Origin of the sequence: Pseudomonas sp. 2995-3, assembly GCF_002742565.1 — a bacterium.
In the GTDB taxonomy this organism is placed as follows: Bacteria; Pseudomonadota; Gammaproteobacteria; order Pseudomonadales; family Pseudomonadaceae; genus Aquipseudomonas; species Aquipseudomonas edaphica.
Window position 1 is genome coordinate 157,802 of the sequence record NZ_LJSB01000224.1, and the last position, 15,168, is coordinate 172,969.

Annotated in this window: 14 protein-coding genes; 4 read left to right on the plus strand and 10 right to left on the minus strand. The window is 62.5% G+C overall.

All coding sequences use genetic code 11. The features are described 5' to 3' along the window. Window positions 1-36: 36 nt before the first annotated feature. From AOA62_RS23995 to AOA62_RS24020, 6 genes are all read right to left on the minus strand, one after another. Window positions 37-1,239, minus strand: a complete 1,203-nt coding sequence (locus AOA62_RS23995) for an ABC transporter substrate-binding protein (RefSeq protein ID WP_099549984.1) — start codon at window positions 1,237-1,239, stop codon at window positions 37-39. A gap of 243 nt (window positions 1,240-1,482) precedes the next feature. Further along, window positions 1,483-2,250: a FadR/GntR family transcriptional regulator gene (locus AOA62_RS24000; RefSeq protein ID WP_017136273.1), complete on the minus strand. Its 768-nt coding sequence runs from the start codon at window positions 2,248-2,250 to the stop codon at window positions 1,483-1,485. 109 nt (window positions 2,251-2,359) lie between these two features. Next, entirely contained in the window at window positions 2,360-3,118 is a 759-nt protein-coding gene (locus AOA62_RS24005) for an alpha/beta fold hydrolase (protein ID WP_099549985.1), read from the minus strand. A 100-nt stretch (window positions 3,119-3,218) separates the two neighbouring features. Beyond that, window positions 3,219-4,622, minus strand: coding sequence for an efflux transporter outer membrane subunit (locus tag AOA62_RS24010; RefSeq protein WP_017136271.1), 1,404 nt, complete (start codon window positions 4,620-4,622; stop codon window positions 3,219-3,221). After that, the gene (locus tag AOA62_RS24015) at window positions 4,615-6,600 is read right to left on the minus strand and encodes a MacB family efflux pump subunit (protein ID WP_143521907.1); all 1,986 of its coding nucleotides are present in this window, start codon (window positions 6,598-6,600) and stop codon (window positions 4,615-4,617) included. The genes AOA62_RS24010 and AOA62_RS24015 overlap by 8 nt, the downstream gene beginning before the upstream one ends. Then, a complete protein-coding gene (locus AOA62_RS24020) occupies window positions 6,590-7,762 on the minus strand; it encodes an efflux RND transporter periplasmic adaptor subunit (RefSeq protein ID WP_017136269.1) in 1,173 nt (390 codons plus the stop codon). The genes AOA62_RS24015 and AOA62_RS24020 overlap by 11 nt, the downstream gene beginning before the upstream one ends. Before the next feature lie 257 nt (window positions 7,763-8,019). Between AOA62_RS24020 and AOA62_RS24025 the strand changes: the two genes are divergently transcribed. The 4 genes from AOA62_RS24025 (at window position 8,020) to AOA62_RS24040 (ending at window position 12,189) form a co-directional block, all read left to right on the plus strand. Next, window positions 8,020-8,502 carry a sigma-70 family RNA polymerase sigma factor gene (locus AOA62_RS24025; protein ID WP_017136268.1) on the plus strand — a complete coding sequence of 161 codons (483 nt, stop codon included), beginning with the start codon at window positions 8,020-8,022 and terminating at the stop codon, window positions 8,500-8,502. A 119-nt stretch (window positions 8,503-8,621) separates the two neighbouring features. Continuing rightward, the gene (locus AOA62_RS24030) at window positions 8,622-9,959 is read left to right on the plus strand and encodes a lysine N(6)-hydroxylase/L-ornithine N(5)-oxygenase family protein (RefSeq protein ID WP_017136267.1); all 1,338 of its coding nucleotides are present in this window, start codon (window positions 8,622-8,624) and stop codon (window positions 9,957-9,959) included. Between the two features lie 179 nt (window positions 9,960-10,138). Next, window positions 10,139-11,359 (plus strand): putative DNA modification/repair radical SAM protein, encoded by a 1,221-nt coding sequence (locus AOA62_RS24035; protein WP_017136266.1) that lies wholly within the window; start codon window positions 10,139-10,141, stop codon window positions 11,357-11,359. Continuing rightward, a complete protein-coding gene (locus tag AOA62_RS24040; RefSeq protein WP_017136265.1) occupies window positions 11,356-12,189 on the plus strand; it encodes a TIGR03915 family putative DNA repair protein in 834 nt (277 codons plus the stop codon). Before AOA62_RS24035 ends, AOA62_RS24040 begins: the two co-directional genes overlap by 4 nt. A gap of 144 nt (window positions 12,190-12,333) precedes the next feature. Here the strand turns inward: AOA62_RS24040 and AOA62_RS24045 are convergent, their stop codons facing one another. The 4 genes from AOA62_RS24045 to AOA62_RS24060 are packed head-to-tail and all read right to left on the minus strand — an operon-like array spanning window position 12,334 to window position 15,081. Next, on the minus strand, window positions 12,334-12,831 hold the full coding sequence (locus AOA62_RS24045) for an Lrp/AsnC family transcriptional regulator (protein ID WP_003192319.1): 498 nt from the start codon (window positions 12,829-12,831) through the stop codon (window positions 12,334-12,336). Between the two features lie 4 nt (window positions 12,832-12,835). Further along, window positions 12,836-13,666 (minus strand): ABC transporter ATP-binding protein, encoded by an 831-nt coding sequence (locus AOA62_RS24050; protein ID WP_178111031.1) that lies wholly within the window; start codon window positions 13,664-13,666, stop codon window positions 12,836-12,838. A gap of 3 nt (window positions 13,667-13,669) precedes the next feature. Next, window positions 13,670-14,383 (minus strand): ABC transporter permease, encoded by a 714-nt coding sequence (locus tag AOA62_RS24055; protein ID WP_056861353.1) that lies wholly within the window; start codon window positions 14,381-14,383, stop codon window positions 13,670-13,672. After that, entirely contained in the window at window positions 14,380-15,081 is a 702-nt protein-coding gene (locus AOA62_RS24060; protein WP_017136263.1) for an ABC transporter permease, read from the minus strand. Before AOA62_RS24060 ends, AOA62_RS24055 begins: the two co-directional genes overlap by 4 nt. Window positions 15,082-15,168 lie beyond the last annotated feature (87 nt).

The following is a 15,168-nucleotide window of genomic DNA, read 5'->3' on the forward strand; positions in this document are numbered from 1 at the left end:
CCGCTCGCGCGGCCCTGCGCTAAGCAATTCAGGGGATCAGGCGAGCGTGCAGCCCGTCGCCTCGACCGGCGGGAACGATTGCCCGGCGCTGAGCACCTTGGCCAGGTCGTCCTTGTCGGCCATGTCGCCGGCGGCTTTGCCGATCAGCAGGTAGTAATCCTTGATCACCTGATGGTCGCCGGCGCGGATTGACTCCTTGCCGGTCGGGCCTTCGTAGCTCAAGCCTTGCAGGGCTTTGGCCACGGTCGGGCCGTCGAAGCTGCCGGTGCTGATGATGGTTTCCAGCATGACTTTGGTGCTGATGTAATCAGCCGCCAGCGGGTAGGTGGGGTTGATGCCGTATTTGGCTTGAGTGAGCTTGACCAGTTCACGGTTGAGCGGGGTGTCGACCTGGTGCCAATACTGGGCGCCGAGGTACACGCCTTCGAGCACGTCGCTGCCCAGTTCCTGGAACTGGTCGAGCCCGGCGGACCATACCAGCAGCACTTTCATGCGCTCCTTGATCCCGAAGTTCACCGCCTGGCGCAGGGTGTTGGACGACTGGCTGCCGAAGTTGAGCAGTACCAGCACATCGGGTTTGGCGGCGATGGCGTTGGTCAGGTAGCCGGAGAATTCCTGTTCCTGCAATGAGTGGTAGCTGTTGCCGACGTGTTCCAGCCCGTTGTCTTTGAGCACGGTTTTCGCGCCTTCGAGCAAGGCTTCGCCAAACACGTACTGCGGGGTGATGGTGTACCAGCGCTTGGCGTTGGGCAGCAGCTTGATCAGCGGCAGCATGGTTTCGCGGATCGCGCCGTAGGTGGGCACCGACCAGCGGAAGGTCGCCTTGTTGCAGTCTTTGCCGGTGACTTCATCGGCGCCCACCGGGGTCATGAACACGCCGCCGACCTTGTCGACTTCCTTGGCCACCGCCAGCGCGGAGGACGACAACGTGCAGCCCTGGAAGAACCGCGCGCCGTCCTGCTGGATCGCTTCCTGGACCTTGCGCACGGCTTTGCCGGCATTGCCTTCGGTGTCGATGACCTTGTAGTTGAGCGGGCGGCCGAGCAACTCGGGGTGCTGTTCCACCGCCAGGCGCGAACCCATGTCGGCAAACTTGCCATAGCTGGCAAACGCGCCGGACATGGACTTGAGGCCGTAAAAGGTAAAAGGCTCGGCGGCGAATGCAGAGCGCACACTCAGCGGAAGGCTGAGCGCGGCTGCGGCGGTAAGACTGGCTTTCAACAACGTACGACGCTGCATGGGGTGACTCCCTGGTTTAGTTATTGGCAGGAGCGGCAAGGGCGATACGGTGGAGCAAGGGCCTGTGGGCAGGCCTGTTATTAAATTGGGTGAAACGGTGTAACGGTTGGAAACGGCTCAAGTGTGGGAGCTGGCTTGCCTGCGATGGCATCAGTCAGGTTCAACTGATACACCGAGGCGCCCGCATCGCAGGCAAGCCAGCTCCCACATTGATTGGGTTTTCATATTGGGATGGGGTGCGCCTCAGCTATGATCAAACTCCAGCAAAAAGTGCGGGCTGACCTCGCCTTCCAGCGCCGTCATGTGGTGTTCGGCGTCGCACATATGTTCATGCATCAGGTTGCGCACGGCCGTTTCATCACCGGCGCGAAAGGCCAGCAGCAACTGCTTGTGATAGTCCAGGTTGGCCGCGTCAAACTGTTTGCGCTTGGGCTTGTAGGCTTTTTTCAGCACCACCAGGTCGCGCAACAAGTCGTTGAGAAACTGCGCCATAAAGCTCAGCAGCGGGTTGGGGCAGGCCTTGGCCAAAAGGTTATGGAATTCCAGTTCCGCCAGGCGCTGTTCGCGTTGGCCGGCTTCGCTGTCTTCGGGGGCGCTGCAAAAATCCACGTTGTCTTGCAGGGCTTGATAGTCGTCTTCGCTCAAGCGACCCAGCACCGATACTGCCAGTTCTACCTCGATGACCTTGCGCAGTTGGTACACCTGCTCGCCATCCAGGTGCTGGAAGTGCAGGTAGTTACGCAACGCGCGGCTGGCCGGTTCAGTGCCGGCCTGGTTCAGGTAGGCGCCACCACTGGGGCCGGTGCGTGTACTCACTAGACCTTCCACTTCCAGGGCCTTGAGTGCTTCACGGGCCGAGCCTTTGGAGCACTGGAAGCTTTCCATCAGCTCGCGCTCGGTAGGCAGGCGGTCGCCGGGCTTGAGCGCGTCGGTGACGATCGAGCGTTTGACCGACTCGACAATCACATCGGAAAGCTTCTGGCGTTTGCGTCGTAGCGGGCGGCTGAGCATGCTGTTCTATTGATCCTATTAATGCGGATTAATAGCACTTAATAACGATTGAGCCGGAGCGTCAACGCAAGGTGTCGTTTTCGGCCTGAAGTGGTCGCAAATGCGCGGGTTATTCCCAGCTGCCGAGGTCGAGGCAGCGTGTGGACGCGGGCGGCTGTTTGCCGAATACGAGAAAATCGCCGACCCAGCGGTTAATGCACCCGGCGGCGGTGCCAGGCCGGGCTGGCTCTTTGAGCAGCAATTGCTCGATGCCGGCAGCGACCGGCTCGGCCTGCTCGGCATTGACCAGCACCATGCGTGCGACGCGCTCGGGAAACAGCGCGGCATAGCGGCTGCCGAGGCGGGTGGCCTGCGCGTTGCCGAGGTAATTGAGCTGGGCCTCGCCGAGTTGGGCGCGCACATACTCCATATCACGCGCCGCTTGCTCTACGCCGCTGGGCTGGCTCAGGTCACGGGGGCTCAGTTCGATCACGTCATAGCGGTTGGTCAAGGTGCGATAGGCCTGGGTAGCATAGGACTCCCAACGGCTGGTCAGGTGCAGGGCGAAGGTTGCGCCTTGGCCCTTTGGCGGCTCGCCACCCTGGATAAACACCACACCTTCACGGCTGAGCGGCTGGCGGGCGCCCACGCGGGTCAGGGTCAGGCGCACACTGCCGCGTTTGGGCGCGGCATAGTCGCGGGGCACATTCACACTGGCGCATTGGGTGCGTTCCAGCACTTCGGGGTCCGGCCGCTCCTGGGCGGGGAAGGGGCAATCCAGCAGCCAGTCAATCGCGGTCGGCGCGATCAGCGGCTCGGGCAACGCCTGGCCGGCGATCAGCCAGAGGCCGATACACGCCAGGTTTTTTACCAGAACGCTGGGTTTCATCAGGAGGGTCCGGGCTGCCGTATGAGGACGGCTTTTTTACCAAGGACCCAGGGTCGAAGAATGTAGGGCGAATAAACGCTTTGTGTAGGAGTTTACAGTTTTATTGTCGGATCTGCGTATCCCAGCCGCCGCCCAGCGCTTTGTACAAGGCAATGCTGGCTTGCAGACGCGACAGCCGCAGTTGCACGTTCGAGTCTTGGGCCGCATACAAGGTGCGTTGGGTTTCCAGCACCGTCAGCAAGTCCTCGGCGCCTGCCTGATAGCGGCTCTCGGAGATCTGGAAGGCGGCCTGGGCCTGTTGCAGCTCCTCGGCCTGCCATTGGCGTTGCTGGTCCAGGCGCGTGATGCTGCTGAGGGCTTTCTCCACATCGGCAAAGCCGTTGATGATCGCACCGCGATAGGTTTGCAGCAGTTCATCCTGGCGGGCGCGAGCCTTGTCGCGCTCGGCGCTTAATCGGCCATTGTTGAAGATCGGCGCGACCAGCCCCGAGGTCAGGTTGTAGAACGGGCTGCGCAGGATGTCTTCGGCCTTATAGGCACCGGAGCCAACTGTCGCGCCCAAGGTTACGCTGGGCAGCATCGCTGCGCGTGCCACCGTGACGTCGGCACTGGCCGCCGCCAGTTGCGCCTCGGCGCGGGCCAGGTCGGGGCGACGACTGAGCAATTGGCTCGGCACGCCGGGGCCAATGCTTGGCCAGGTCAGCGCCTGGAACGGCTCGGTGCCCAGGTCCAGGGCTTGTACGGGTTGACCGAGCAGGGCGGCGAGGGTGATCCGCGATTCTTCGGCCACTTGCGCAATCAGCGGCAATTGCCGTTGTTGGCCGGCCACCAGGCTTTTCTGTTGGGCCAGCTCCAGGGCGGTGGCGGAGCCTGCGCTGTAGCGGGTTTGCACCAGGTCCAGCACGTTGCGCGCATTGGCCAGGTTCAGCTCGGCGATCTGCTGGCGTTGCTGCGCGGCGAGGGTTTGCGCGTAGCGGTCGGCGACGTTGCTGAGCAGGGTCAGCTCCACGGTGGCCTGGTCGAACTCACTGGCGCGCAGGCTTTGCAGGGCGCTGTCGCGGGCGGCAACGCGGCCGCCCCAGAAGTCCAGTTCATAGCTGGCTGAGAGGTTGGCACCGAAACTGTCGACGGTCTTGTTGCTGTCGGTGGCGTCCAAGGAGGCATTGCCGCTGCCGCGCAGCAGTTTTTCACGGCTGGCGGTGAGGTTGAACTTGACCTCAGGTAACAACGGCGCCCCGGCAATTACCGCACTCGCCTGGGCCTGGCGCACGCGTGCCATGGCGGCGGCCACGTCATAACTGTCGCGTCGCGCCTGGTCGATCAGGCGGTTGAGCGGCGGGCTGCCGAAGTGTGTCCACCAGCGTTGGTTGGTCGCCTGCGTGGCATCGCGTTCGGCGTACTGCCAGGCGGGCGGCGGCGCGAGGCCGCTGTCGACGCTCGGCGGGTTGCCGGTACAGGCGTTGAGCAACAGGCACACGCCCAGCAGGGAAGATCGTTTATTCACTGGTCAACGCCTTAACCGGATCGAGCCGGGCAGCTTTACGGGCCGGCATAAAGCCGAATACGACACCGGTGACCAGCGCACAGCCAAACGCGCCAAACACCGCCACCAGGGAAAATTGCACCGCCACCTCGGCCAGTACCAGCACGCCGCCCACCAGCAGCGCGAGGGCGATGCCGAACAGGCCGCCGACCACCGAGAGCATCACCGCCTCGGTTAGGAACTGGCGCAGGATGTCGCGCTGGCGCGCGCCGGTGGCCATGCGAATGCCGATTTCGCGGGTGCGTTCACGCACGGTCATCAGCATGATGTTCATTACACCGATCCCGCCCACCAGCAGGGAAATCGCCGCAATCGAACCGAGCATCAGCGACAGCGTGTTGGCCGTGCGGGCTTCGGCCTGGATCATCGCGGCGTTGTTGGTCAACTGGTAGTCACGTTTACCGTTGTGCAGCTTGAGCATCAGTTGATCAATGGCCATTTCAGCCTCATGGACCTTGCGCGCATCGGCGGCGGCAATCGCCACGTATTCGGGGTTATAAGTGCCGAACAGGCGCACGCTGGCGGCGGTATACGGGATGGCGACCCGGTCATCGCTGTCTTTATTGCCGGAGGCGGAGCCTTTTTCGGCGAGGACGCCGATGACCTGGAAAGGCACGTTTTCGATCAGGATGTATTGGCCGATCGGGCTGGCGACGTTTTTGAACAGCTTTTCGCGGATACGGTGGCCGATGACCGCGACGGTGGCGCCGGCGCGCTCGTCTTCCTGGGTGAAATAGCTGCCCTCGACCACCGGCCAGTTGAAAATTTCGGGGAAGTTGACGTCGTTGCCACCCACATAGGCCAGGTAATCCAGGTTGCCAAAGCGAACCCCCGCGTCGTTGCCGTTGACCGGCATGATGCGCTTGACCTGGGGCAACATCGCCAGTGCCGCGACATCGTTGAGGGTCACGATACCCGGCGGCGTGCGCGGGTTGGGCGAGGAGCCGCTGAGGTAAATGATATTGGAGCCGAACGCGCCCATCTGCGCCATCACCTGGCGCTTGCTGCCTTCGCCGACGGCCAGCATCACCACCACGGACGCCACGCCAATCACGATCCCCAGCAGCGTCAGCGCGGTGCGAAAACGATTGATCCACATCACTCGCCAGGCCGCGCGGACCGCATCGAGCAGTTCGGCTTTCCAGGCACCGTTGTGCTCGGCACCGTCGGCCAGGCGCTGGCGCAGGTCGACGGCTTGCAGCGCGTCGCTGTTGGCCGTGACCGGTACATGGGTGTCACTGTGCGCCGAGTCGCTGATGATCTGGCCGTCACGAATCTCGATGATGCGGTTGGCCCGCGCCGCGACTTCGCGGTCGTGGGTAATCAGGATCACCACATGGCCCTGGCTCGCCAGTTCGTCCAGTAGCGTCATCACCTCGGCGCCGCTGTGGCTGTCGAGGGCGCCGGTGGGTTCGTCGGCGAGGATGATATGCCCGCCGTTCATCAGTGCGCGGGCGATCGACACCCGTTGCTGCTGGCCGCCGGAGAGTTGGTGCGGGCGGTTGGCGGTGCGGTCGGCCAGGCCCAGGCGCGTGAGCAGGGCCTTGGCGCGGGCATGCCGCTCGGTGGCGCTGATGCCGGCATAGATCGCCGGCATCTCGACGTTTTCCTGGGCCGAACCGGACGGAATCAGGTGGTAGCCCTGGAACACAAACCCAAAGGCCTCGCGGCGCAGCCAGGCCAGTTCGTCGCTGCCCAGGTGCGCGACGTTTTCGCCGGCGAACAGGTAGTCGCCCTCGGAAGGGCGGTCGAGGCAGCCGAGGATATTCATCAGCGTGGACTTGCCGGAGCCGGAGGCGCCGACAATGGCGACGAACTCCCCGGCGTGGATCGACAGGTCGATGCCGCGCAACACGTCGACCTGCGGGCTGTCACCGCCGCCGTAGGATTTGCGGATGTTTTTGAGTTCGATCAGCGGCGTGGTCAACTCAACCCCCATTGCCGTCGGCTGGGCCGATCAACACGTGGTCGCCCTCGCTGAGGCCGTCCAACACTTCGACGCGCAAACGGTCACTGATGCCCAGGCGCACGTCGCGTTCTTCGATTGAGCCGTTTTTGGCCACGACGTGGGCGGTCTGTTTATCGCTGCCGTGGCTGCCGAGCAAGGCCGCAACCGGCACGGTGAGCACATCCTTGACCTGGCTGGCGACGAAAAAAACTTGGGTGGTCATTTCGGCCATCAGGGCATTGTCGGCGTTGTCCACATCCAGCAGCACGGTGTAGAGCACCACGCGGCCGCTCCCGCTTTTGCTGGTGCTGCTGGGGCTGCCGTTGCCCTGGCTGGTTTCATTCAGGGGCTTGGGCGGGATCGGCAGGATCTGGCGCACGGTACTGGTCCAGCGCCGGCCGCCGCCGCTGAGCGTGGTGAAATAGGCGGTCATGCCGGGTTTGACGTGGCCGATGTCGGCTTCGGAGACCTCGGCCCATACGGTCATCGGCGACAACTTGGCGATACGCAGGATCAACGGGGTCTGCTGCTGGGCGTTGAGGGTCTGGCCGACCCGCGCATCCACCGCCACCACCGTGCCGCTCATCGGCGCGAAGATGCGTGTATAGCCCAATTCGGCCTCGTCGCTGCGCAAGCTGGCCTGGGCCTGGCGGATCTGCGCCTGAAACATGTCGACCCGTGCCTGGGTGGCACTCAGCTCGGCCTTGGCGGTTTGCACGTCTTCTTCGCGGGTGGCGTTGCCGGCCACCAGGCGTTGCTGGCGCTGGTATTTCTGGCGCGCCAGTTGGTGCTGGGCTTTCTGCTCCTGCAACTGGGCCTTGAGGTTGTCGATGGCATAGCGGCTGGCATCGAGCTTGGCCTGCTGCGTGGCCGGGTCGATTTCGACCAGCAACTGGCCTTCTTTGACCTGGTCACCGGCCTCGACATGGATCTTGCGGATCTGCCCGGATGCCTGTGCGCCCACATCGACATACCGGCGTGGTTGCAGGGTGCCCAGCGCCGTGACGCTGTTTTCGATATTGCCGCGAGTGACGGTGACAGTGGCGAGGCTGTCGCGGCCCGGCGGCAGTATCTGCCAGGCCGCCAGGGCAACGATGGGAATCAGGCACGCGACAACCAGCAGGGCGCGTCGGGCGGGGCGAGGGCGTTTCATGCGTTGGTTCCAGCCGGGAAGTGTGGACCGCAGTTAGCGGAGGGCTGACAGTTATACGAGAAAATTGCCCGACGATTTAGGCGCTTACATAGGTAGTAACAGCTCTGTCGAATAAAAAAATCGACGGTTGATGCAAGACTTCTTTAAAAGTAGATGAGAATTACTATAAATTGCACGCACTCAAACTGCCATCATCCATGGCCTGTCTTCGTAAGCACTCAAGGAACTGATGCCGTCCCCCCAGACGGTCGGGAGTCATGTTGGAAAACTACTATCGCGAGCTGGTGTGTTTCCTCAACGCCAAGCTGGGCAACCGTCAGGTGGCCGAAGATGTGGTGCATGACGCCTACGTGCGAGTACTGGAGCGCGCCAGCGACACGCCGATCGAACAGCCGCGCGCGTTTTTGTACCGTACTGCGCTGAACCTGGTGATCGACGGCCATCGGCGCAATGCCTTGCGCCAGTCCGAGCCGCTGGAGGTGCTGGACAGCGAAGAACGCTTCGCCACCAGTTCGCCCCACGCCAGCCACGATCAGGCCCAGCGCCTGGCCCTGCTCGAACGTGCCCTGGCCGAGCTGCCCAGCGCCTGCCGCGACAGCTTCCTGCTGCGCAAGCTCGACGGCCTTTCTCACCCGCAGATCGCCGAGCGCCTGAGCATTTCCCGCAGCCTGGTGGAAAAACATATCGTCAACGCCATGAAGCATTGCCGGGTGCGCATGCGTGAGTGGGACGCGCACTGATCACAGATCAGTTAAATTTTATTTCATTGTCCTCGTTTCCTATCAACACATGGCCTGTTGTTCAGGCTTTGCAGGTATTCCCGCCCCACCGCCAAGGGGCTTATCCAGAGGACACTGGAATGACACAGGCAATTGCTTCGCCCGCGGTTCACGATCTGATCGGGATCGGTTTCGGCCCTTCGAACCTGGCGCTGGCCATCGCCCTGCAGGAGCGTGAAAAAGCCCAGGGCAAACTGGACGTGGTGTTTCTCGACAAGCAGGCCGACTACCGCTGGCACGGCAATACCCTGGTCACCCAGAGCGAACTGCAGATTTCGTTCCTCAAGGATCTGGTGACGCTGCGCAACCCCACCAGCCCGTACTCGTTCGTCAACTACCTGAAGGCCCACGACCGTTTGGTGGACTTCATCAACCTGGGCACTTTCTATCCGTGCCGCATGGAGTACAACGACTACCTGCGCTGGGTCGCCGGGCAGTTCCAGGCCCAGGCGCGGTATGGCGAGGAAGTGCTGGCCATCGAGCCGATCCTGCACCAGCAGCAGGTTGAAGCGTTGCGCGTAATTTCCCGTGATGCCCAGGGCGAACAGCATGTGCGCACCACCCGTTCGGTGGTGGTCAGCGCCGGCGGCACGCCACGTGTGCCGGAGGCGTTCAAGGCGCTCAAGGACGACGGCCGGGTGTTTCACCATTCCCAATACCTCGAGCGCATGGCCCAGCAGCCGTGCGTGGACGGCAAGCCTATGCGCATTGCCATCATCGGCGGCGGGCAGAGCGCGGCCGAAGCCTTTATCGACCTCAACGACAGCTTCCCGTCGGTGCAGGTGGACATGATCCTGCGCGGTTCGGCGCTCAAACCGGCGGACGACAGCCCATTCGTCAACGAAGTGTTCTCGCCGGCCTTTACCGACCTGGTGTTCCAGCAAGTCGGCGCCGAGCGTGAGCGCCTGGTGGCCGAGTACCAGAACACCAACTATTCGGTGGTCGACCTGGACCTGATCGAGCGCATCTACGGGATTTTTTACCGCCAGAAAGTCTCCGGTATCAACCGCCAGGCCTTCCGCACCATGACCGTGGTCGAGCAAGCCACGGCCGGGCCGCTGGGCATCGAACTGGTGCTGCGCAACAACGCCAACGGCGACACCAGCGTGAGCCATTACGACGCGGTGATCCTGGCCACCGGCTATGAGCGCCAGATGCACCGCGAACTGCTGGCGCCCCTGCAAGCCTATATGGGCGACTTCGAAGTGGCCCGCGACTATCGGATCGTCACCGACGAGCGCTGCAAGGCCGGTATCTATATCCAGGGCTTCAGCCAGGCCAGCCATGGGTTGAGCGACACTTTGCTGTCGGTACTGCCGATTCGGGCCGATGAGATTGCCGCCTCGTTGTATGAAAACGATCGCCATCGTGGCAAGGCACGCTCGGTGCAGGATTTGCTGCTGGCCACTGCCAGCTGATTACTGTGGCGAGGGAGCTTGCTCCCGCTCGGGTGCGTAGCGCCCGCACGTTTTTGGGGCCGCTTCGCAGCCCAGCGGGAGCAAGCTCCCTCGCCACAAAAGGCGCGCTCCTACAGACGGCACTTGTGACAACGTCGGGCTATTGATACTGTACAAAAAACCAGTATCGGTAGCCCTTCATGCAGTTGATCGAAAAACTCAGCATCCTCGCCGACGCCGCCAAGTACGACGCTTCCTGCGCCAGCAGTGGCGCGCCCAAGCGCAGCTCCGAGGGCAAGGCCGGGCTGGGTTCTACCGATGGCATGGGCATCTGCCACAGCTACACGCCGGACGGGCGTTGTGTGTCGTTGCTCAAGGTGTTGCTCACCAACTTCTGCCTGTACGACTGCCAATACTGCGTCAACCGCCGCTCCAGCGACGTGCCCCGTGCGCGTTTCAGCCCGGAGGAGGTGGTTACCCTGACCCTGGACTTCTACAAACGCAATTGCGTCAGCGGGCTGTTTCTCAGCTCCGGCATCATCCGCTCGGCCGACTACACCATGGAGCAACTGGTTCGAGTCGCCAAACTGTTGCGCGAAGAGCATGACTTTCGCGGTTACATCCACCTCAAGACCATTCCCGAAGCCGACCCTGCGCTGATCGTCGAAGCCGGGCGTTATGCCGATCGCCTCAGCGTGAACATCGAGTTGCCCACCGACGCCAGCCTGCAAACCCTGGCGCCGGAGAAGCAGATCGGCTCGATCAAGCAAGCCATGCAGACCATCTACACCGGCGAGCAGACGGTGTTCAACGAGCCGCGCGCACCGCGTTTTGCGCCAGCGGGGCAGAGCACGCAGATGATCGTCGGCGCCGATGACACCGACGACAGCACCATCCTGCACGGTGCGGAGGCGCTGTATGGCAACTACAAGCTGCGGCGCGTGTATTACTCGGCGTTCAGCCCCATCCCCAACAGCCCCAAAAGTGTGCCGCTGGCCGCGCCGCCGCTGATGCGTGAACACCGCCTGTACCAGGCCGACTTTCTGCTGCGCAGTTACGGTTTCAGCGCCAATGAGCTGTTCGAAGGCCCAGGCCATCTGGCGCTGGATATCGATCCCAAGCTGGCTTGGGCGCTGGAGCACCGCGAGGTGTTCCCGCTGGACCTGAACCGCGCCGAACCCACGCTGATCGCGCGCATTCCCGGCATTGGTCTGCGTACCACCCAGCGCCTGGTCGACCTGCGCCGCGAACGCAAAATTCGCTTTGAAGACCTGGCGCGCATGCGTTGCGTGCTGGCCAAGGCCAAGCCGTTTTTCATCACCAGCGACTACCACCCGCAACAGGCGGACAGCACCAGCGTGCTGCTGCGCGAGCAACTGCGTGACCGCCCGCAGCCACAACAGATGGGGCTGTGGGGATGATCAGCCTGGAATGCGACAACCTCTTCAGCACCTGGCGCGAGCAGGCGCGCTGGCTGCTCAGCCATCAGGTCGACCCCAGCCAGGTGAGCTGGGGCGAGGCCGAAGTGGCGGACCTGTTTGCCACGGACGAGCCTGTGCCTGAGCAGCTCGGGCCGTTTCAGGCACGAATCCCCAAGGCGTTGCTGGAGTTGTTGGAATCGGCCGCGTGTTACCACGGTGATCAGCGTTGGAGCCTGTTGTATGAGGTGTTGTGGCGTGTCAGCCATGGCGACCGCACCGCGATGCTGGCCGGGGACAAGTTGGGCAGTGAGTTACAGCGGCGCATCAAACAGGTCAGCCGCGAGGCCCATCACCTGCATGCGTTTGTGCGGTTTATTGCCTTGCCTGCGCAGGCCGGCCCGCAGTTGCCGGAGTATGTGGCGTGGCATGAGCCGGCCCATGACATCTTGAAGTCCGCCAGCCAGCATTTTGTCGGGCGCATGGGCCGCCATCGCTGGATGATCGCAACGCCTTTGGACGGTGTGTATTACGACGGTGAGCAGTTGATTCATCAACGCCAGTGCCCTGAGGCATGGCAACAGTTGGCGCAAAATGTCGAAGACCCACACAGTGCGATGTGGCTGACCTATTACAGCCATATCTTCAACCCGGCGCGGTTAAACCCCAAAGTGATGGAAGGGCATTTGCCCAGCCGGTTCTGGAAGAATCTGCCGGAGGGCAAGCTGATACCGGGGTTGATCAGCGAGGCGCGCACGGGCAAGCAGAAGGATGGGCAGGCGAAGCTGATCGGGGCCAGGCCGGGCAAGAAAATCTCAAGCGGGCACAGTTAAAAATGTGGGAGCTGGCTCGATGATCGTTCCCACGCTCTGCGTGGGAGTGCCGCCCTGGACGCTCCGCGTCTGCTTTGAGGTCGTGACGCGGAGCGTCACTGGATGCATTCCCACGCGGAGCGTGGGAACGATCTAGCGTGGGTTTCAGGCCAGTTCGGTCGCGGTGTTTTTGACCACCGCCAACTCCGGGTGCGCCACTAACTTATCGATGTGCAGCTCATCGTTGTTCAACCAGGTCTCCGTCAGCACCCGGTAATGCTCCATATCCCGGCAGCGCATGCGCAAGCTGTAGTCGAACGGCCCGCTGATCAGTTGGCACTCGAACACCTGCGGGCAGGCTTTGACGCAGGCCTCAAAGGCCTTCTGCGCCGAGCGCCCGCTCTGATTGGACAAGGCCACCAGCACCAGCAGCGACAGCCCTGGCGAGACCATCTGCACATCGATGATCGCCCCATAACCACGGATCACCCCGCGTCGCTCCAGCTTGCGCACCCGTTCCAGGCACGGCCTGGGTGTCAGGTGTACAAGCGAGGAAAGCTTTTCGTAGGTGATACGCCCCTGGTGGCGCAACACGTCGATGATCGCCTCATCGATGCGGTCCAGCGTGGGCGAAGAGTGGGGTCCGTTGGCCTTGGTATCCATGAGTTCACTTCAAACGGTTGGAAAGAAATTGCTGCAAGCGTTCGCTGTTGGGATGGTCGAGGATCTCGGCGCCGCCTTGTTCCTCGACTCGGCCCTGGTGCAAAAACAGCACTTGGCTGGACACCTGGCGGGCAAAGCCCATTTCGTGGGTGACCATCAGCATGGTACGACCTTCCTCGGCCAACGTCTGTATGACTTTGAGGACTTCTCCTACAAGTTCCGGGTCCAGCGCTGAGGTCGGTTCATCGAACAGAATAATTTCCGGCTCCATCGCCAATGCCCTTGCGATGGCCACGCGTTGTTGCTGGCCGCCGGACAGAAACGCCGGGTATTGATCGGCCACGCGGCCGGGCAGGCCGACCTTGTCCAGGTACAGGCGTGCGCGTTTTTCCGCCTCTGCCGCGCTCACGTCCAACACCCGGCGCGGGGCCATGGTGATGTTTTCCAGCACGGTCATGTGGCTCCACAGGTTGAAGTGCTGGAACACCATGGCCAGGCGTGTGCGCAGGTTTTGCAGTTGTTCCTGGTGCGGCGCGCGGGTGCCGGCACGGCCCTGGCGCATTTCGATGCTGATGCCATCGAGGGTGATGACCCCGGCGTCCGGCTGTTCGAGAAAGTTGATGCAGCGCAGCATCGTGCTTTTGCCCGAACCGCTGGCGCCGATCAGGCTGATGACATCGCCGTTGCGTGCATTGAGGGACACGCCCTTGAGCACTTCGTGGTCGCCGTAACGTTTGTGGATGCCTTCGACTTGAAGCTTGATCGCAGCGGTTGCCGGTTTGGCAACGGGGGCGTCAACAGGGTAAGCGGCCAGGGCCTGCGCGGACTGATTCATGGGTTAGCCTCGGGTAGGAACAAGAAAACGCATCCAGCGACGTTCGGCCAGTCGGAACAGGCCCACCAGTGCAAAGGACAGCAGCATGTAGAGCAGGGCGGCGATGCCGAAAGCCTGGAACGTCAGGAACGTCTCGGCGTTGGCGTCGCGGGCGACCTTGAGGATATCGGCGACGGTGGCGGTAAAGGCCAGCGAGGTAGCGTGCAACATCAGGATCATTTCATTGCTGTAGGCCGGCAGCGCACGGCGCAGCGCGGCGGGCACCACCACAAACAGGTTGAGGCGCCAGCCGTGCAGGCCATAGGCACGCGCGGCTTCGATTTCGCCGTGGGGAATGTTGCGGATCGCCCCGGCGAAGATTTCCACGGTGTAGGCGCAGGTGTTGAGCACAAACGCCAGCAACGTGCAGTTGAGCGCATTACGGAAAAACTGATTAAGCAGCGCGTTGTCCTGCACCACTTCCAGGCTGTAAAGCCCGGTGTAGCAAATCAGCAATTGGATATACAGCGGCGTGCCACGAAACAGATAGGTGTAGACCTCCACCGGCCAGCGCAGCCAGACGTGCTGCGAGACGCGCGCCAGCGCCAGCGGGATCGACAGCACAAAACCTGCGACCACCGAGATGATAAACAGCCACAAGGTCATGGCGACTCCGGACAACCCTGTGCCATCGCTGAACAGGTAGGCCAGGCCGTATTGCTGGAACAGTTCGATCATCGCGCCATCCCCTTGATGCCGAGGTTGTAGCGCCGTTCGAGGCGCTTGAAGATGCGGTTGGAGAGGGTGGTGATCACCAGGTACACCAGGCCCGCGAGGATCAGGAAGTACAGTGGCTCATTGGTGGTCTTGCCCGCGTTTTGCGCAGCCTTGACCAGGTCCGACAGGCCGATGATCGACACCAGCGCCGTGGACTTGAGCAGCACCAGCCAGTTGTTGCCCAGGCCCGGCAGGGCAAAGCGCATCAGTTGCGGGAACAGCACCAGGTGAAAACGCTGCCAGCGGCTCAGGCCGTAGGCGGTGGCGGCTTCCAGTTGCCCGGCCGGCACACTGAGAATGGCGCCGCGAAAGTTTTCGGTGAAATACGCGCCGTAGATAAACCCCAGGGTGATCACCCCGGCGGTAAACGGATCGATTTCAAAGTAATCCCAGCCGAACACTTCGCTCAGGTCGTTGAGCCACAGTTGCAGGCTGTAGAAAATCAGCAGGATCAGCACCAGGTCCGGCACGCTGCGGATCAGCGTGGTGTACAGGGTGGCGGGCACGCGCAGCCATTTGGCGCTCGAAAGCTTGGCGCCGGCGGCGATCAGGCCCAGGGCGAGGCTCAGGGTCAGCGCCAGCAACGCCAGCTTGAGCGTCATCCAGGCACCCTGGGCCAGCATCGGGCCGTAGCCTTGCAGGTTGAGGAGTTCGTTCATTGAGGAGATCTCGATCAAGCACAGAGATTAACGGTGGGAGCTGGCTTGTGTGGGAGCTGGCTTGCCTGCGATGGCGGTCGCCGCCTC